The sequence below is a fragment of the Streptomyces sp. NPDC004647 genome (assembly GCF_040609575.1).
In the GTDB taxonomy this organism is placed as follows: domain Bacteria; phylum Actinomycetota; class Actinomycetes; order Streptomycetales; family Streptomycetaceae; genus Streptomyces.
Window position 1 is genome coordinate 78646 of the sequence record NZ_JBEXKU010000013.1, and the last position, 17816, is coordinate 96461.

At 68.1% G+C, this 17816-nt stretch carries 12 protein-coding genes and 1 pseudogene; 7 read left to right on the forward strand and 6 right to left on the reverse strand.

The genetic code is table 11. The features are described from left to right. Positions 1–1112: 1112 nt before the first annotated feature. Both ABZW18_RS08360 and ABZW18_RS08365 read left to right on the forward strand, forming a co-directional pair. Positions 1113–1451: a MerR family transcriptional regulator gene (locus tag ABZW18_RS08360; RefSeq protein ID WP_356183878.1), complete on the forward strand. Its 339-nt coding sequence runs from the start codon at positions 1113–1115 to the stop codon at positions 1449–1451. Between the two features lie 272 nt (positions 1452–1723). Next, a pseudogene (locus ABZW18_RS08365) lies at positions 1724–1825 on the forward strand (ATP-binding protein); the annotation flags it as partial. Between the two features lie 82 nt (positions 1826–1907). Here ABZW18_RS08365 and ABZW18_RS08370 read toward each other — a convergent pair. From ABZW18_RS08370 to ABZW18_RS08385, 4 genes are all read right to left on the reverse strand, one after another. After that, positions 1908–2765: an oxidoreductase gene (locus ABZW18_RS08370; protein ID WP_356183881.1), complete on the reverse strand. Its 858-nt coding sequence runs from the start codon at positions 2763–2765 to the stop codon at positions 1908–1910. Positions 2766–3475: 710 nt separating this feature from the next. After that, positions 3476–8155 (reverse strand): putative T7SS-secreted protein, encoded by a 4680-nt coding sequence (locus ABZW18_RS08375; protein ID WP_356183883.1) that lies wholly within the window; start codon positions 8153–8155, stop codon positions 3476–3478. Beyond that, positions 8155–8664 carry a hypothetical protein gene (locus ABZW18_RS08380; RefSeq protein WP_356183886.1) on the reverse strand — a complete coding sequence of 170 codons (510 nt, stop codon included), beginning with the start codon at positions 8662–8664 and terminating at the stop codon, positions 8155–8157. The genes ABZW18_RS08375 and ABZW18_RS08380 overlap by 1 nt, the downstream gene beginning before the upstream one ends. Further along, positions 8661–9077, reverse strand: coding sequence for an SseB family protein (locus ABZW18_RS08385; RefSeq protein WP_356183889.1), 417 nt, complete (start codon positions 9075–9077; stop codon positions 8661–8663). The genes ABZW18_RS08380 and ABZW18_RS08385 overlap by 4 nt, the downstream gene beginning before the upstream one ends. A 614-nt stretch (positions 9078–9691) precedes the next feature. On the opposite strand from ABZW18_RS08385, the gene ABZW18_RS08390 reads away from it, so the two are divergent. From ABZW18_RS08390 to ABZW18_RS08410, 5 genes are read left to right on the forward strand one after another with little or no spacing between them, the layout of a single operon-like run. Continuing rightward, positions 9692–11314 (forward strand): ABC transporter substrate-binding protein, encoded by a 1623-nt coding sequence (locus ABZW18_RS08390; protein WP_356183892.1) that lies wholly within the window; start codon positions 9692–9694, stop codon positions 11312–11314. 30 nt (positions 11315–11344) lie between these two features. Next, on the forward strand, positions 11345–12268 hold the full coding sequence (locus ABZW18_RS08395; protein ID WP_356183894.1) for an ABC transporter permease: 924 nt from the start codon (positions 11345–11347) through the stop codon (positions 12266–12268). Then, complete coding sequence (locus tag ABZW18_RS08400) at positions 12261–13265, forward strand: ABC transporter permease (protein WP_356183897.1); 1005 nt, start codon at positions 12261–12263, stop codon at positions 13263–13265. The genes ABZW18_RS08395 and ABZW18_RS08400 overlap by 8 nt, the downstream gene beginning before the upstream one ends. 11 nt (positions 13266–13276) lie before the next feature. Then, on the forward strand, positions 13277–14311 hold the full coding sequence (locus tag ABZW18_RS08405) for an ABC transporter ATP-binding protein (protein ID WP_356183900.1): 1035 nt from the start codon (positions 13277–13279) through the stop codon (positions 14309–14311). Next, positions 14304–15413, forward strand: a complete 1110-nt coding sequence (locus ABZW18_RS08410) for a dipeptide ABC transporter ATP-binding protein (protein ID WP_356183902.1) — start codon at positions 14304–14306, stop codon at positions 15411–15413. Before ABZW18_RS08405 ends, ABZW18_RS08410 begins: the two co-directional genes overlap by 8 nt. 200 nt (positions 15414–15613) lie before the next feature. Here the strand turns inward: ABZW18_RS08410 and ABZW18_RS08415 are convergent, their stop codons facing one another. Together ABZW18_RS08415 and ABZW18_RS08420 are read right to left on the reverse strand one after the other, a co-directional pair. Next, positions 15614–16738, reverse strand: a complete 1125-nt coding sequence (locus ABZW18_RS08415; RefSeq protein WP_356183905.1) for an oligopeptide/dipeptide ABC transporter ATP-binding protein — start codon at positions 16736–16738, stop codon at positions 15614–15616. A gap of 13 nt (positions 16739–16751) precedes the next feature. Beyond that, entirely contained in the window at positions 16752–17813 is a 1062-nt protein-coding gene (locus ABZW18_RS08420; RefSeq protein ID WP_356183908.1) for an ABC transporter ATP-binding protein, read from the reverse strand. Between the last annotated feature and the right edge of the window lie 3 nt (positions 17814–17816).

Genomic DNA, 17816 nt, shown 5'->3' on the forward strand with positions numbered 1-17816 from the left:
CCGGCGGTACGAGACCTTCGAGGAAATCCCGGGCGCTCTCGCGTGCGTCGGCGATGGATGCCGCGGAGCGGACGGTTGCCACGTTGACGCTCATCGTGTCCATCAGGTCACCCTGGTCTCCGGATCGTCAGTGCACGGTCCCGTCTGCCCGGCGGTCGTGCCCCGTCCTGCGGCGCGTTAACCGCACGAAGCCCCGGCTGTGGAGCGTGTCCGGCCGATCATCCACGTAGTCAGATGGGGAGGCTGCGGTTGTTCGCGGCGTCGAGGCTGGCGTAACGGCACTGGTCGGAGCGGGCGTCCCGGGCTGGAGTGGGACCGCCGCGCACCCATTCGGTGGTCGAGGTCGACTATCTCTCTGCCTGGTTCATGAAAATCTATGTCGGCCGGAGTAGACATTGGATGGTGGTGTGGTTATGGTTTCTCTCGTAGCCGAGATCGAGCAAGGCCCGGCAGAGACGAACTGCCGGGCAGCAGTACCCGCAGTTGCAGTTCGCAGGACGGTGCGGTGGTGGAGTTCCGAAGCCAGGGTTGTTGCAGGACGGCGACGGGACTGACGACTGGACCGGGTGGCCCGCAGTGATCAGGGGCCGCCGTAGCAGTACCGCAGTTAACGCAGTGGCAGTACCCGCAAAGTGCAGTTCGCAGGACCCAGCAGTGAAGTCAGTGAGCAGCACCTCAGTGAAGGCGTCGGCTGCGGACGCGCGCACCGGGAAGTTCGGCAGTGGGGTTCCAAGCCAGAGCAGACGCAGGACAGGCGACGGGGCTGGCTGCCGAAGAGTGGCGCTGTCACAGGCCACTGAGCAGTTCGCATCACCAGCACTATGCAGTACCCCGCTTTGTAAGCAGTTGATCACCGAGGGAAGAACGGAGGAGCCAGGCGCCATCAGGATCGCCCGGGCGGAAGCCTTGAGCCCGGGTACCGCAGGACATCGATAGTGAGGTGGTCTCCGGTCAAGCAACCGCGATCCCCGCACCCCCGACAGCAACTTGGTCGGGTCTGCGGAAACAGAAGGCCGGCGCAGTATCAGGGTCGGCAGATGGTGTAGCAGTTCCTTCGGGGCCCTGGTGCCAATGGCACCAGGGCCCCTCCACGCGTTCCACAGAGAGGTGCAATGACAGCAGAAGACTCGTTCGGCCGTCTCGATGACGACGACTACCCCGCCTACACCATGGGCCGGGCCGCCGAAATGCTCGGCACCACCCAGGGCTTCCTCCGCGCCATCGGAGAAGCCCGCCTCATCACCCCGCTCCGCTCCGAGGGCGGACACCGCCGCTACTCCCGCTACCAGCTGCGCATCGCCGCGCGCGCCCGGGAGCTCGTCGACCAGGGCACCCCCATCGAGGCCGCCTGCCGCATCATCATCCTCGAAGACCAGCTCGAAGAAGCCCAGCGCATCAACGCCGAATACCGCCGCACCGCCGAATCGGTGAATTCACCGCCCGAGGTCTGAGGTGGTGCGTGCCCGCCGGGTACCGCACACGCCTGTCGGGAGTGTGGCGCGTGGGTCGTTTCCTATGGTGACAGGCTGTGCGGACGCGTAGCGTCTGCGTCAACTGCCATGGTCAGGAAGTCCCTTCGCCCACGTCTTCGGCGTGGGCGTTCTGCTGTGCCGCAGGAACCAGGGCGACCACCTCCGTCTCCCGCACGTCGTGGGAGGCGTTCATCGACTCGATTCTTAATCACCGCCCGTCCGGTCGGCTTGAGCAGTGGTGCTACAGACGAGGGGGGCGGGGTTTGCTGCTGGTGTCGGCTCTGGCCGACAAGTGGGGCGTCACCGACCGCAACCCCGGCAAGATCGTCTGGTGTGAGTTGTCGCTGAACTGAGCAAGTCGCCCGCCGGGGCGCCGGAGAACCGCGCCCCGGTGAGGCGCGACGCCAACGGCGCGGTGGGGTTGTGCAGCCGCCCTTATCCGAGTTCGGCGATGTCCTCCGCGCTGAGCTTCAGCGCGCTGGCGGCGATGTTCTCTTCCAGGTGGTCGAGTGAGCCGGTGCCGGGGATGGGCAGGATGTTCGGGGATCGGGCAAGCAGCCAGGCCAGGGCCACCTGCGGCACGGTCACACGGTGGTGGGCGGCGACGGTGTCCAGGCGCTCGGCCATGATCGGCTGGAAACCGCCGACCGGGAAGAAGGGGACGTAGGCAATGCCGGCCTTCGCGCAGGTATCGATGAGGGGGTCGTCGTCACGTCGGGCCAGATTGTAGAGGTTCTGGACACAGGCGATCGGCGCGATTTTGCGGGCCTCGGTGAATTCGACGGTTGTGACATTGGAGATGCCCAGATGGCGGATCAGGCCCTCCTCGCGCAGCGCTAGCAGGGTTTCCAGTGGCGCGGTCAACGGGGTTTCGGTCCGGTCGAGGTCGCCCATCCGTAGATTCACCACGTCCAGGCGGTCCACGCCGAGCGAGAGCAGGTTCGCTTCGATGCCACGGCGCAGGTTGTCGCGGGTGAGGCCGGTCTTCTCGACCGCAGGCAGGGCGAGATCAGATCCCTCGACCAGCGCGCCCACTTTGGTCGCGATCACCAGGTCGTCCGGGTAGGGGTGCAGCGCCTCCCGGATTAGCTCGTTGGCAGCCACCCCGTCACGCGAGTAGTAGTGCGAGGTGTCAATGTGGTTCACCCCGAGTTCCACGGCCCGGCGCAGGATGGCCAGTGCAGTGTCCCGGTTGGGCCGGTCGCCCTTCGGCCAACCGGTCAGCTTCATCGCGCCGTACCCGATCCTCGCGACGTTCAAGTCGCCGCCTAATGCCCATCGTTGTGTCGTCACGACCACCACCCTAGCGCTCCGGCTGGATCGTGTTCTTGCTGGTGGGAGGTAGTTGTGAACGATTACGACGGCGTCAGACCAATGCTCTCGCAATCCCCATCATTTCGCATAGCATGGAGCGTTAGGGGTTCACTCATGATGCTTCCTTCGTGGCCGCCATGCCTAGTTCCTGCTGCTCTGTTCAATGCCGAGGAGCGGAGCACCGCGGCAAGACGGGCCTCCGGACGGACGACATCCCGACGGCTGCGAACGGGCGATCCGCACCTTCACCCCGTACGACCTTTGGCAGACTGCGGCAAAGGGAAATCCCAGGCCGCATGACCGGCCGCAGTGAGAACGGCGAAATGCGGAGCCTGATTAGTTAGATGAAGTGGAGCCAGGGTCGGCGCTCGACTGGTCGAACATTTTCATCCAGAAGATGATTCGTGATTCTTCGCGGTCCGCCAATAGCAAGTGAAATCCTCCTGTGTGTGGCCTGATGCTGATCATTGACAAGCTGTCCTCCGGGTAGCTCCGAAGGAAATCAATCAGCTCCTTGGTTTGTGCGCGGAGCTCCGTTCCTTCGTGTGTACGCCGAAAACGTCTCGTGTAAGTTTGCAGAAGAGACGCCGTAACGACAATGCCGCTCTCGATCACGGATTGGTCGTCGACAGCAGTGAGAATCCTTTCATCGCACACCCCTTCCATCGCAGCGCTTCTGACCATCTCTCTTAGCGTGGACGGATCCATGGTCCTCCGTTGATGCTGATTTCTGCGCCGCGAACCACGCCCCGGATTGTTACCTCACCCTCCGCGTACGGGAATGATAGACCAGGAACTCGGGCGTAGCCTGGACCGTCTCCATTGGGTATGCGCATTACAATTCCCGGCCCATTTCCTCTGAAGCTTTCCTCCAGAGCCATCCCCTCATAGTCGGTAGTCCAAGACGTGAAATCGCTGTCTGTTCTGCCACCGACGTGGAGTTGAGGATCGGAGTGCCCGCCGAGTGGTTCAGCCACCCCATGTTGGGCGTTTTCATACATTCTCTGCCATTCTGCAGGGCTCCGATCGTCTGCGTAACCGACTCCACGATGAAGATACGGCTCCTCGGCAGGGTCCCAGCTCCCTCCATTGCTGCAGCCGCCGTCGCATGGAGTGAGGCCGAGGGGGTCCGTCCAGGTGTGGGGGTTGTGGACGTAGGTGCTGGGGTTGGGCGACGGGGTTAGGCCGAGAGGGTCGGGGGAGGTGTAGCGGGCCGTTTCGGGGTCGTAGTGGCGGAAGTAGTTGTAGTGGAGTTGGGTTTCCGGGTCGAAGTATTGGCCGGGGAAGCGGAGCGGGGTGTAGGCCGTGCTGGATTGGGTCCAGGTTGTGGTGCCCCAGAGGGTGGCGCGGGTTCGCCAGGCGATCGCGCCGGTTTCGTCCACGAGTTCGGTCGGGGTGCCGACGAGGTCGGTGACGATGGCGAAGAAGCGCTGGTCGATTTCCTGTTGGGGCGCGTCGGCGAGGGTTTTGCGTTCGGTCTGGGCGATGGGGCGTAGGCCGTTGTGGTCCCAGGTGATGGTGACCGGGTTGTCCGCACTCGGTGACTTGGTTGTTTGTTCGGTGAGGGTTGTGCCGTCCCAGGTGAAGTCGATCTGCTCAAGGATCGATTCGTCGGCGCCTATGCGGCGCTTGGCTATTCGACGGCCGAGGGGGTCGTACGCGTAGCGCCACGTCTGGCCGTCGGGGGTGGTGACCTGGGTGAGGCGGTCCTCGGCGTCCCAGGTGTAGCGCCACGTATCCGGTTTGCGGGACAGGCGGGTCTTCTGGCGCAGGGTGATACGGCCCTGCGCGTCGTGCTCGTAGCGGATCCGGCCGGCTTGGGTGATGCGTGTGCCGGTGTAGGTGCGCGTGCCGCGGGCTTCTGAGCTGGGGTGACGGGCGGGCCAGTCGGCTTGGGTCTGGTTGCCTGCTTCGTCGTAGGCGTACGTCTCGGTCCAGTCCCGGGCGCGGACCGAAGTGACCCGGCCCGCCCGGTCGAGATCGAACGTACGTGGACCGTTGAGGTGGTCCTCGATGCCTATGAGGTTGCCGTCCGGGCGGTACGTGTAGCGGCGACGCTGGATCGTTTCGGCTTCGGTGCCCGTCAGCGTCTGGGCGGTGAGGCGTCCCGTGGCGTCGAAGGTGTTGGCGAGGGTGAGCATCCCGCCGTAGTGGGCCGAGATTTCACGGCCTGCCGCGTCGTGTTCGAAGGCCAGCGTGCGGCCGGAGGCCGTCAGTGTCGTGCGGCGCCCGGCGGCGTCGTACGTGAAGGTGCTGGTGGCGCCGCTGGGTGTGGTGCGCTGTGTACGGCGGCCTGCCGCGTCGTACGCGTGGGCCGTCGTGCGGCCGTTGACCGTCTCGGCGGTGATGCGGCCGGTGCGGTCACGGGTGTAGGTGAGCGTCGCGTCCGTGCCCGTTGCCTGGAGGAGGCGGCCTGCCGCGTCATGCCGATAGGCGGTGACTTCTCCGTCCGCGCTCTTCTCCACGATGCGGCCGAGCACGTCGTGGGTGTAGGTGACCGCCTGGCCCAAAGCGTTGGTGCGGGTGGTGAGTTGACCGGCTGGATCGCGGGTGTAGCTGAGGGTGCGGTTGTCGAAGTCCGTCTCGGACATGAGGCGGCCGGCCGGGTCGTAGTCGTAGTCCCAGGTCAGCCCCTGCGGGTTGGTGACGCGGGCGAGGCGCAGTTCGGTGTCGTGGGTGAACTCGTAGCGCACCCCGTCCGGGCCCGTCTGCGCGGCCAGGAGGTCGAAATGCGTGTACTCGTACGTCGTGATGCCGCCGACAGCATCGGTGTGTGACGTGCAGTTGCCTTCGCCGTCGTAGATCCAGGACTCTTCCGACCCGTCCGGGGCGATGCGGGCGGCGAGTTTGCCCTCGGGAGTCCAGACGAGGTGAGCGGTTCCGCCGAGCGGGTCGGTGACGGAGGTGACCCGGCCGAACCCGTCGCGGCGGTACCAGGTCACACCACCGAGCGGATCAGTCACCGCCTCGGGCAGACCCGCCTCATTGCAGTCGACGCGGGTGCTGTTGCCCAGCGGGTCCGTGACCGTGGCGAGGTGGCCGCGAGCGGTGTAGGTGAAGTGGGTGGTGCGGCCGTCCGGGCCGGTGACCGAGGTGCGGTTGCCGTGGGCGTCGAAGGTCTGCTCGGTGACGCCGCCGTCGTACCCGACCAGCCGCACAGGCAGGCCGAGGTCGTTGTACTCGGCCCGTGTCTCGCGGCCGTCCGGGCGCGTCACCACGCTCGGATTGCCGTGGTCGTCGTAGTCCAAGCGCGTGGTGTGGCCCAGCGGGTCCGTGCGGGAGAGCAGCCGGTTGTAGCGGTCGCGCTCGAAGCGGGTGACCGCGCCCAGCGGATCGATCTCGGCGACGACCTGAGTCGCGTCGTTGATCAGGTAGCGCCGGGTGCGGCCGAGCGAGTCCGTGATCGTGGTGACGCGGTGGCCGGTCGCGGGGTCGGTCGTGTCGTAGGTGAAAGCCGAGCGCAGATGCCCTTCCGTACCGGACTGGAAGACGCAGCGGTCCTGCTCGTCGTAGACATAGTCGAAGCGGCTGTCGTTGGTGTCCGTCCAGGAGGTGATACGGCCCTGCTCGTCGCAGCCGAACCGCAGCGGGCGCCCTGAGGTGCCTGTGACGGAGGTGAGGTGGCCGTCGGTGTAGCCGTAGCGCACCAGCTCCTGATCGCCCAGGTGCAGCGCGGTGATCCGGCCGTCTTCGGTGGTGAACCTCAGTTGGTGGCCGGCGCTGTGGGTGAGCGCGGTGGGGGTGCCGTCCTCGTCGTAGTCGCAGGTGATCCAGTTGCCGTTGCGGTCGTCGATCTGGTCCAGTAGCGCCAACTCGTCGTTGTGGTCGGTGAAATGCCACACCCGGCCCGACTCGGAGTCGGTGACCGTGTAGCCGCCTGCCGGGTCCCGGTCCAGCGGCCAGCGCTGCCCCTCGACGGGCAGGACGGGGACACCGGGCGCGGGGTGCGGGTAGGCCAGCAGCGAACGGTCCTCGCGGACGAAGATCACGCCGGAGGCGTCGATCAGCAGCCGCTGGTCGACGGTGGACGCCCAGGTCGGGCCGAACCAGCCGCCCGAACGGAACGACGACTCGAAGGTGCGGGAGAACACCAGAGGCAGCACACCGGGCAGCGCGACATCCGTCTGCTCGAGCAGCATCCGCCCCGTCGCCACATCGACCGGGTCACCTTCGCAGGTCTTGGTGTCCTTCTCCTGCGCCTCCGCCTTCGGGTTCTGATCGACCGCGTCCCGCGCTTCCCGGCCCGTCCCCGACTCGGCCAGGTCCTGCCCGTTCTTCAGCCCCTTGCGCAGCCCGCCGCGCACGGCGCCTGCGCCCTTGGACCCGATCAACTCGGGGATCAGGCGGCCGATGAACTCCATGGGATCCTTCTTGAAGGCGTCGACCATTGCGCCGGGGAGTTTCTCCGCGTTCCGCGCGGTGGTGACCAGACCGGCCGCCATCAGGTTCATGCCCTGCATGTACTCGGCCGGATGCGTCAGGTTGTAGGTGTCCAGGGGGTTGACCGCCCGGACGGAGGAGAGAAGGCCCGCGCCGCCTTTGAGCACCCCGCCCGCCAGGTGAAGGCTCTCCACGTCGACCGCGCCCTTGAAGTCCGCCAGCTCCGTCTTGACCCGGTCCAGGCCGGACGGCGCGGCCGGGGCGTGCCGCAGCGCTCCGCGGACCTTGGCGCCCGCGTCGGCGCCCGCCTCGTTGCGCTGCCGCCGTGCCTCGGACAGGATCCGGACCGCTTCCTCGCGGTCGGCCTTCCCCGAGTCGACAAAGTCTCCCGGGTGCGCGCCCGGATCGTCTCCGGCCTCGAACGCCGCTTTGTAGGAGCCGACCTTGGCGTTGTACGCGTCCCTGGCCTCGTTCGAGGCCTTCGTTCCGGACGCGTACAGCCTGATGGCCTCGGCCGCCTGGTCCTGCGCCCACCTGACCGTGTCCGCGTACGCGTCCAGGGCCTTGGCCGCGTCCTCGCACGCATCCGCCGCATGCAGCCACTTCTTGGGATGCATCCCGAATTTCTCCCGGAACGCGTCCGCGGCCCGGCCCTGCCAGTGCCCGGCATCGAGCTTGGCCATGCCCTGCCCGACCCGCTCGAACGCCTTTTGAAAGTCCTTCAGGTGCTTGACGCTGCCGGCCAGCGCTGACGTCCTGCCGTGGACCAGCTCGTTCGCCTGATCCGTCTCACCGAGCTGCTGCTCCCCGACACCGGCGCCCAGGTCGGAGGCGACACCGTCGCCCCAGTCCTCCACCGCGTCCGCCGCGCCCTCGGCGCCGACCGACTCCAGGCCGTCCCCCACCACATTGGTGGTGGCGTCGACCGCCGAGCCCACACCCTTCTTCGCCCCGTCCCACGCGTCCCCGAGCGCGCCCAACACCCCCATCAGCGCTGCTCCCCGCCCTCGTCGTCGCCCAGGGCCGCGTCCCATCCGGCGTCCTGGTTGGCCTGTGCCTGCCGAAAAGACTCTCCGCTGTAGTCCGGCGTCGACCCGTGCCCGCTGTCCCAGATCCCGCCGAACGACTGCTTCGTCACCTCGTCCTCACTGGCGTGCGGATTGCCCACCGCCGCATTCGCCGCGACCTTCAGCGCGCCCACGCCGTACTCCTCGGACTCGTGATAGGCGCCCGCCGCCAGACCCAGACCGGCCGCGAACTCGTTGCCTTCGGTCATGAGCGCCCGCACCCCCCACTCCCACCGTGAGCAGAACTCCTCCAGCGCGCCCGTCAGTTCGCCGTGGCCGACCTCCAGGCCGGACAGCGCGATGCCCTCGAAGCCCCGGCCCGTGCTGGCCTCACCGATCATGCCCACCTCGGTGAGCTCCGCCAACGCGGCGTCGATGCCCTTCGCCACCGCAGCCAGGGCCTCGGGATCCGCCCCGTAACCGCCGCTCATGCCGTACCCTCCGCAGCCGATGCGCCCACGGCCCGCGCGTTCACGGCCACCGAGTCCGGCACGATCCCCGCCACCGGCGGAAACAGGACGGCGTCCGCCCCGTCCGCGACATCCACGGCCACCCCGCACGGCACGCCCATCGCCGGTGCCACCACGTCCAGCAACCGCGCGCCCAGAACCCTGCGGTACGCCCACTCCTGGTCGGCCTCGCCCCGGGCCATGGCCCAGCGGGCGAGCGCGCCCTCGTCGGTGAACGCGTAGATCCAGCGGATGCCCTCCGACTCCGCCGACCACAGACCGTCCCCGTCAACCAGCGGCACCAGCACCGCCGTACGCCGGAACTCCCCCAGCAGCGCCGCGAATTCACGCCGGGCGCGCGCTATGTCCCCGTCCCTGTCCCCGTCAGCCGCCATGGCGACACGATCGCAGTGTGCGATTCCCTATCGCAACAGGAGTCGGCACGTGTCGCCGGGAGGTGTCGCATCTCACCGAGTATGCGACAACCAGGCTGAGTTCGGCATTTGGTCATCGATGGCCCGCCCCCGGGACGGAAGGGGCGGAGCCGCGGCCGTCTGCAATTGCAAGTGGCACGTCAGCGACGTGGGGGCTGCCTGCGGGGGAGGGGCTGCCCCGCCCCAAGCGCGCGTACGTACGGAGGCGACGGGGCTGTGCAGCTGTGCGGCCGGGTGGTACTCGGACCGCCGCCGGTGTCGGCACCGCTCGGTCGGGTGCGGTCGCGGTCGGCGCCGCGCCACCTCCGGCGCCCCCGGGCCCCGTCGACGCGACCGGATGGCGTGGTCGTCCATCCGGGTCAATCCGAGTGCTGACGTCGAGGCCTGGAGTCCGAAGCCCGACGTACGAAGTCCCATTGCTGCGGTCCGGCGCCGTCCCCGTACGCACGCGGCTTGGCGCATCCGGGGGTTTCTGGGGCGCCGTCCGCGCGTTCCTCCGTGCCGGACGGGCGCATGCGTCATCGTGATGCCCTATTTGTGTCTAAATATGACCTGGGACGCTGAGGAGGCACACCATGCGCGGAGCCACGTACGCCAGAGGGGCCGCAGGCGCGGTGGCCATCGCTCTCGCGGCCACCGGCTGTGGTGGTGGCAGTGGTGGCGGCGGGGGCAACTCGGCGGTTCTGAGTTCCTCCTGGGGCGATCCGCAGAACCCGCTGGAACCGGCCAACACCAACGAGGTCCAGGGCGGCAAGGTCCTCGACATGATCTTCCGGGGGCTGAAGCAGTACGACCCGAAGACCGGCGAGGCCAAGGACATGATGGCCGAGAAGATCTCGACCACCGACTCGCAGAACTTCACGGTCACCGTCAAGGACGGCTGGACCTTCAGCAACGGGGAGAAGGTCACCGCCCGGTCGTACGTCGACGCCTGGAACTACGCCGCCCACCTCCGCAACGCGCAGAAGAACGCCCCGTTCTTCAGCACGATCGAGGGATACGAAAAGGTTCACCCGGAGTCCGGCAGCCCTTCCGCGAAGACGCTCTCCGGGCTGCGGGTGAAGGACGGCAGGACCTTCACCGTCACCCTGAACCAGAAGTTCTCGACCTGGCCCAACACCCTCGGATACCCCGCGTTCTCCCCGCTGCCCCGCGCCTTCTTCGACGACCACGCCGGCTGGCTGAGCAAGCCCGTCGGCAACGGCCCCTACGCGATCGAGTCGTACGCCAAGGGCTCGCAGATGAAGCTCCGGGCGTGGGACGGCTACCCAGGCGCCGACAAGGCGCAGAACGGTGGCGTGGACCTGAAGGTCTACACCGACAACAACGCCGCGTACACCGACCTGCTGGCCGGCAACCTCGACGTCGCCGACGACATCCCGGCCGCCCAGTTGAAGAACGTCCGGCGCGACCTCGGCGGCCGGTACATCAACCAGCCCGCGGGCATCATCCAGACCCTGGCCTTCCCCTTCTACGACAAGAACTGGGGCGCGGGGAAGGAGAAGCTCCGTATCGGCCTGTCGAAGGCGATCAACCGCGCGCAGATCACCGAGCAGATCTTCCAGAAGACCCGGGCCCCCGCGAGCGACTGGACCTCCCCGGTCCTCGGCGGCCACGGCGGGTTCAAGGAGGGCATCTGCGGCGACGCGTGCGACTACAACCCCGCTCAGGCCAAGAAGCTGATCGAGGAGGCCGGCGGGCTGCCCGGCGGCAAGGTGACGATCACCTCCAATGTCGACACCGGCTCGCACCGGGTGTGGATGGACGCCGTCTGCAACAGCATCAACAACGCTCTCGGCAACGACCGGGCCTGCACGGTCAATCCCGTGGGCACCTTCGCGGACTACCGCAGCCGTATCCACAGCGGCAAGATGACCGGGCCGTTCCGCACCGGCTGGCAGATGGACTACCCGCTGATCCAGAACTTCCTCCAGCCGCTCTACTACACGGGCGCCTCGTCCAACGACGGCAAGTGGAGCGACAAGAAGTTCGACCAGCTCATCAATGACGCCAACGCCGACAGCGAGCAGAGCCGGGCCGTCACGACCTTCCAGGACGCGGAGAAGATCCTCGCCCAGCAGATGCCCGCCATCCCGCTCTGGTACCAGAACGGCAGCGCCGGGTACTCGGAGCGCCTCTCCGACGTCACCCTCAACCCCTTCAGCGTCCCCGTCTACAACGAGATCAAGGTCAGCTGACCCGTTGCCCGACCGACCCCCGGAGCCCTCATGGGACGCTATGTGATCCGGCGGCTGCTGCAGATGGTCCCGGTGTTCATCGGCAGCACGTTTCTGATCTTCTTCATGGTGTATGCCCTCGGAGACCCGGTCGCGGCGCTCTTCGGCGACAAGGCGCCCGACCCCGCCACCGCCGCCCGGATCCGCAAGGACCTCTACCTCGACCGGCCGCTGTGGCAGCAGTACCTGCACTACATGGGGCAGATCTTCCAGGGCGACTTCGGCACCGCGTTCAACGGCCAGCCGGTCACCGAGCTGATGCGCGAGTCCTTCCCGGTCACCCTCCGGCTCACCCTGGTGGCCATCGTCATCGAGGTGACCGTCGGTGTCGTCCTCGGCGTCGCCGGCGGCCTGCGGCGGGGCCGGACCGTCGACACCGGGATCCTCTTCCTCACCCTCGTCGTCATCTCCGTGCCGACGTTCGTCTCGGGATATCTGCTGCAGTTCCTGTTCGGTGTCCGATGGGGGCTCACCGCGCCGTCCGTCTCCTACGAAGCGCCGTTCGGCGAGCTGCTGCTGCCCGGTGTCGTCCTCGCCCTGGTGTCACTCGCCTACGCCACCCGGCTGACCCGCACCTCGATCGTCGAGAACGTCCGCGCGGACTACGTCCGTACCGCGATCGCCAAGGGGCTGCCGCGACGGCGCGTCATCACCCGTCACCTGCTGCGCAATTCGCTGATCCCGGTCGTCACCTTCATCGGCACCGACATCGGCTTCCTCATGGGCGGCGCGATCGTCACCGAACGGATCTTCAATATCCACGGCGTCGGATTCCAGCTCTACCAGGGCATCCTGCGGAACAACTCGCCGACCGTCGTCGGCTTCGTGACCATCCTCGTCATCGTCTTCCTGCTGGCGAACCTGTTCGTGGACCTCCTCTACGCCGTACTCGACCCGCGGATCCGCTATGCCTGAGCAGCCGTACGACATGAACGAGGCCGTCGCTCCCAGCAGCGCCGGGGGCTCCATGGACCTGGCCACGAGCGAGGCCGAGTCGCTGGAGCGGGCACCCGGCCCACCCACCGGCCCCGCCGGACCCGATCCCGCCGCCACAGCCGCCGCCGTACCGGCGCGCAGCCTCTGGTCCGACGCCTGGCGCGAACTGCGCCGAAACCCGGTCTTCATCATCTCCGCACTGCTGATCGTCTTCCTGGTACTGATCTCCGTCTGGCCGCAGCTCATCGCCGGCGGCAACCCCCTCCAGTGCGATCTCTCCAAGTCCCAGGCCCCTGCCGGGCCCGGCCACCCGTTCGGCTACGACACCCAGGGCTGCGACGTCTACACCCGCACCGTGTACGGAGCCCGGGCCTCGGTGACCGTCGGCATCTGCGCGACGCTCGGCGCCGCGCTGCTCGGCAGCGTCCTCGGCGGGCTGGCCGGCTTCCACGGCAGCTGGGCCGACGCGCTGCTCTCCCGTACCGCCGACATCTTCTTCGGCATCCCGGTGATCCTCGGCGGCCTGGTCTTCCTGTCCGTGGTCACCAGCAGCACCGTGTGGCCGGTGGTGGGATTCATCGCACTGCTCGGCTGGCCGCAGATCGCGCGGATCGCCCGCGGGTCGGTCATCACGGCCAAGCAGAACGACTACGTCCAGGCGGCCCGCGCGCTCGGGGCGAGCAACCGCCGTCTGCTGCTGCGGCATGTCGCGCCCAACGCCGTCGCCCCCGTCATCGTCGTCTCGACCATCGCCCTGGGGACGTACATCTCGCTGGAGGCCACGCTGTCCTATCTCGGCGTGGGCCTGCGCCCGCCGACCGTCTCCTGGGGCATCGACATCTCCAACGCCGCCCCGCAGATCCGCAACGCACCCCACATGCTGCTGTGGCCCGCGGGCGCGCTGAGCATCACGGTGCTGGCCTTCATCATGCTCGGCGACGCGGTGCGCGACGCCCTCGACCCCAAGCTGCGCTGAGGAGCCGCGCGATGACCGCACTGCTGGACGTACGCGATCTGCGGGTGGAATTCCGTACCAGGGACGGGGTCGCGAAGGCCGTCAACGGCGTCAGTTACAGCGTCGCCCCCGGCGAGACACTGGCCGTACTCGGCGAGTCGGGCTCGGGGAAGTCCGTGACCGCACAGGCCGTCATGGGCATTCTCGACAGCCCGCCCGGCCATGTGACGGGCGGTGAGATCTTCTTCCAGGGGCAGGACCTGCTGAAGCTGGGGCGGGAGGAGCGCCGCAGGGTGCGCGGAGCCAGGATGGCCATGATCTTCCAGGACGCGCTGTCGGCGCTGAACCCGGTGCTGAGCGTGGGCGAGCAGCTCGGCGAGATGTTCCGGGTGCACCGCGGGATGTCCAAGTGGGAAGCGAAGTCGAAGGCCGTGGAGCTGATGGACCGGGTACGCATCCCGGCGGGCCGGCAGCGGGTGAACGACTATCCGCACCAGTTCTCCGGCGGCATGCGGCAGCGCATCATGATCGCGATGGCTCTGGCGCTGGAGCCGGATCTGATCATCGCGGACGAGCCGACGACCGCCCTGGACGTGACGGTGCAGGCGCAGGTGATGGATCTCCTGGCGGAGCTCCAGCGGGAGTTCAACATGGGCCTGATCCTGATCACCCATGACCTGGGGGTGGTCGCGGATGTGGCCGACAGGATCGCGGTGATGTACGCGGGGCGGATCGTGGAGACCGCGCCCGTGCACGATCTGTACCGGCGGCCGGCCCACCCCTACACCCGGGGCCTGCTGGACTCGATTCCCCGCCTGGACCGCAAGGGGCGGGAGCTGTACGCGATCAAGGGTCTGCCGCCCAATCTGATGGCCGTGCCCGCGGGCTGTCCCTTTCACCCCCGCTGCCCCCGGGCCCGGGATGTGTGCCGTACGGATCCGCCGCCGCTGTGCACGGTCACCGGACCGGGGCTCACCGTGTCGCGGGGCGCCGGGGACGCAGGAGGCACCGGGGGCGCGGGCCGTACCAGCGCCTGCCACTTCTGGAAGGACGAGCTGCATGCCTGAGCCGAGCGAGCGGGCCGAGCGGGGCGGGCCGAATGAGCGGGCCGGGCCGAGCGAGCGGGCCGAGCCGATCCTTGCCGTGCGCGACCTCGCCAAGCTCTATCCGCTCACCCGCGGCATCGTCCTCAAGCGGCAGGTGGGCGCGGTCCGTGCGGTCGACACGGTCTCCTTCGAGCTGATGCGCGGCGAGACGCTGGGCATCGTCGGGGAGTCGGGCTGCGGCAAGTCGACGCTGGCCAGGATGCTGGTGCAGCTGGAACGGCCCACGGCGGGGCAGATCTTCTACCAGGGCGAGGACATCACCGGGCTGTCCGGGCGCGCGCTGAAGGCCGTACGCCGGAACATCCAAATGATCTTCCAGGACCCCTACACCTCGCTCAACCCGCGGATGACCGTGGGCGACATCATCGGCGAGCCCTTCGAGATCCACCCGGAGGTCGCGCCGAAGGGGGACCGCCGCCGGAAGGTGCAGGATCTGCTCGATGTCGTCGGGCTCAACCCGGAGTACATCAACCGCTATCCGCACCAGTTCTCGGGCGGACAGCGGCAGCGCATCGGCATCGCCCGAGGCCTCGCCCTGCGACCCGAGATCATCGTCGCCGACGAGCCGGTCTCGGCACTGGACGTCTCGGTACAGGCGCAGGTCGTCAATCTGATGGAGAGGCTCCAGGACGAGTTCGGCCTCTCCTACGTCATCATCGCCCACGACCTGTCGGTGGTCCGCCATATCTCCGACCGGGTGGCGGTGATGTATCTCGGCCGCGTCGCCGAGATCGGCACCGATGAGGAGATCTACGAGCACCCCACGCACCCGTACACCCAGGCTTTGCTCTCGGCCGTGCCCGTACCCGACCCGGAGGCGCGCGGGCGGCGGGAGCGCATTCTGCTGGACGGGGATGTGCCCTCGCCGGCCGACCCTCCATCGGGCTGCCGGTTCCGTACGCGCTGCTGGAGGGCGCGGGAACGGTGTGCGGAGGAGGCGCCGCCGCTGGCGGTCCCGGCCGCGTTCCGCGGCCACCGCGGCCCGGTCGCCCACGAATCGGCCTGCCACTTCGCCGAGGAGAGGGCACGCGTCGTCGTACCGGCGGAGATCGGGGAGGCATAGCACCGGGATTCGCCGGAGACCGTCGCACAGAGCCGGGGATTCGCCGGGACGGGCCTCACACTCCGGGGATTCGCCGGGGGCCTTCAGCGCCGGGGATTCGCCGGAACCGGCCGCACAGGCCCGCGGATACGCCGGGACCCGCGTCCGTTGGGCTGGGCTGTACGGACGCGGGTCCGGCCGGCAAGGCCGCTGAATCGCGGTCAGCGCGGGTCGTTGACCCCCTCGGCCGCGGCCAGTGCGGGGTCGAGGATCACGTCCTCGTCGCGCGCCGCGGTCGTCGGCTCCTCGGGAAAGTGACAGGCCGTCAGATGTCCTTCCCGGTTTCCCTCGATCCGCAGGAGCGGCGGCTCCTCGGACGCGCACGTGTCCTGTGCCTTCCAGCAGCGGGTGCGGAAGCGGCAGCCGGAGGGCGGGTTGATGGGCGAGGGGACATCGCCTGCGAGCCGGATGCGCTCGCGCCCCTCGCTGTCCGCCTCGTCCGTCAGAGATGCCTCGGGAACGGCGGACAGCAGTGCGTGGGTGTACGGGTGGCGTGGCCGGCTGTAGATCGAGTCGCGGTCGCCGACCTCCACCACCTTGCCGAGGTACATCACGGCCACGCGCTGCGAGAAGTGCCGTACCACCGCCAGGTCGTGGGCGATGAAGAGGAAGGCGATGCCCATCTCGCGCTGGAGCTTCTGGAGCAGATTCACGACCTGCGCCTGGATGGAGACGTCGAGCGCCGAGACCGGCTCGTCCGCGACGATCAGCTTCGGCTTCAGGGCCAGGGCCCGTGCGACTCCGATGCGCTGCCGCTGGCCGCCGGAGAACTCGTGCGGGAAGCGGTTGTAGTGCTCGGGGCTGAGGCCCACGATCTCCAGCAGCTCGCGTACCCGCTTCTCGACGCCACCGGACGGAGCGATGCCGTTGATCTCCATCGGCCCGCCGATGATGGTGCCCACCGTCTGCCGGGGATTGAGGGAGGAGTACGGATCCTGGAAGATCATCTGGATCTCGGAGCGGATCGGTGCGAGCTGCTTGCGGTTGGCGCGGGTGATGTCCCGGCCGCGGTAGGAGATGGTGCCCCCGGTCGGCTCCAGCAGCCGGGTGAGCAGCCGGCCCGTGGTCGACTTGCCGCAGCCGGACTCGCCGACCAGGCCGAAGCTCTCGGACTCGTGCACCGTGAGGTCGATGCCGTCCACGGCCTGCACCGCGCCGACCTTCCGCTTGATCGGAAAGCCGCCCGTGATGGGGAAGTGCTTGGTCAGCCCCTGCGCGACGAGGAGGGGCTCGCCCCCGGCCGGAGCGGCGTCGCGCGGTGCGGGAAGGGTGAGGTCTTTCTTCATCGTGTGTCTCTCCCTAACCCAGCCGAGGCTTGATCTGCTCGACGAAGATGGTCTGCTTCTGCTCGGCCGTCAGATGACAGGCGGCGCCGCGCCCGTCCGGCAGGGCCGGTCGCGTATCGGAGCAGCTGACCCCGTCCACGTCCGCGACGAAGGCACAGCGCGGGTGGAAGGGGCAGCCCGACGGCGGCGCGAGCAGGCTCGGCGGGGTGCCGGGGATGGGGGTCAGCGCCTCGTTGACGTCCGAGGACAGCCGCGGCATGGAGCCCAGCAGGCCCCAGGTGTACGGGTGCTGGGGTGCCCGCAGCACCTCCTGGACGCTGCCGCGCTCGACGGCCCGGCCCGCGTACATCACCAGCAGGTCGTCCGCGGTGTTGGCGACCACGCCCAGGTCGTGGGTGATCAGGACGATCGCGGAACCGAACTCCTGCTGGAGATCCTTGAGCAGGTCCAGGATCTGCGCCTGCACGGTCACGTCCAGAGCCGTCGTCGGCTCGTCCGCGATCAGCAGGTCGGGGTTGCAGACCAGCGACATCGCGATCATCGCGCGCTGCCGCATGCCACCGCTGAACTGGTGCGGATAGTCGTCCACCCGGAGCTTGGGATTCGGGATACCGACCTTGGTCAGCATCTCGATGGCTCGCTGCCGGGCCTCGTGCTTGGAGACGCCCATGTGCTTGCGGTACGGCTCGGCGATCTGGCGGCCGACGGTGTAGTACGGCGACAGGGCGGTGAGCGCGTCCTGGAAGATCATCGCCATCTTGTTGCCGCGCAGCTTCTCCATCGTCCGCTCGGCCGCGCCCGTCAACTCCTGGCCGTCCAGAAGGATTTCTCCCGATACCTCGGTATTGCGCGGGTCGTGCAGCCCCAGGATCGAGAGGTTGGTGACGGACTTCCCGGAGCCGGACTCGCCGACGATGCCGAGCGTCTGGCCGCGCTCCAGGTCGAAGGAGAGGCCGTCCACGGCCTTGACGATCCCGTCCTCCGTGGAGAAGTGCACATAGAGGTCGCGGACCGACAGGAATGTGCCCGACCCGGCGGGTGCGGGGCTGTCCTCTTCCTTGGTCAAGGTGGTCACTGG

What these genes read in the sequence shown, in the direction of transcription:
- ABZW18_RS08360 (WP_356183878.1), top strand. Translation starts at nt 1,113, where the DNA reads ATGACAGCAGAAGACTCGTTCGGCCGTCTCGATGACGACGACTACCCC.
- ABZW18_RS08375 (WP_356183883.1), bottom strand. Translation starts at nt 8,155, where the DNA reads ATGGGGGTGTTGGGCGCGCTCGGGGACGCGTGGGACGGGGCGAAGAAG.
- ABZW18_RS08380 (WP_356183886.1), bottom strand. Translation starts at nt 8,664, where the DNA reads ATGAGCGGCGGTTACGGGGCGGATCCCGAGGCCCTGGCTGCGGTGGCG.
- ABZW18_RS08385 (WP_356183889.1), bottom strand. Translation starts at nt 9,077, where the DNA reads ATGGCGGCTGACGGGGACAGGGACGGGGACATAGCGCGCGCCCGGCGT.
- ABZW18_RS08390 (WP_356183892.1), top strand. Translation starts at nt 9,692, where the DNA reads ATGCGCGGAGCCACGTACGCCAGAGGGGCCGCAGGCGCGGTGGCCATC.
- ABZW18_RS08395 (WP_356183894.1), top strand. Translation starts at nt 11,345, where the DNA reads ATGGGACGCTATGTGATCCGGCGGCTGCTGCAGATGGTCCCGGTGTTC.
- ABZW18_RS08400 (WP_356183897.1), top strand. Translation starts at nt 12,261, where the DNA reads ATGCCTGAGCAGCCGTACGACATGAACGAGGCCGTCGCTCCCAGCAGC.
- ABZW18_RS08405 (WP_356183900.1), top strand. Translation starts at nt 13,277, where the DNA reads ATGACCGCACTGCTGGACGTACGCGATCTGCGGGTGGAATTCCGTACC.
- ABZW18_RS08410 (WP_356183902.1), top strand. Translation starts at nt 14,304, where the DNA reads ATGCCTGAGCCGAGCGAGCGGGCCGAGCGGGGCGGGCCGAATGAGCGG.
- ABZW18_RS08415 (WP_356183905.1), bottom strand. Translation starts at nt 16,738, where the DNA reads ATGAAGAAAGACCTCACCCTTCCCGCACCGCGCGACGCCGCTCCGGCC.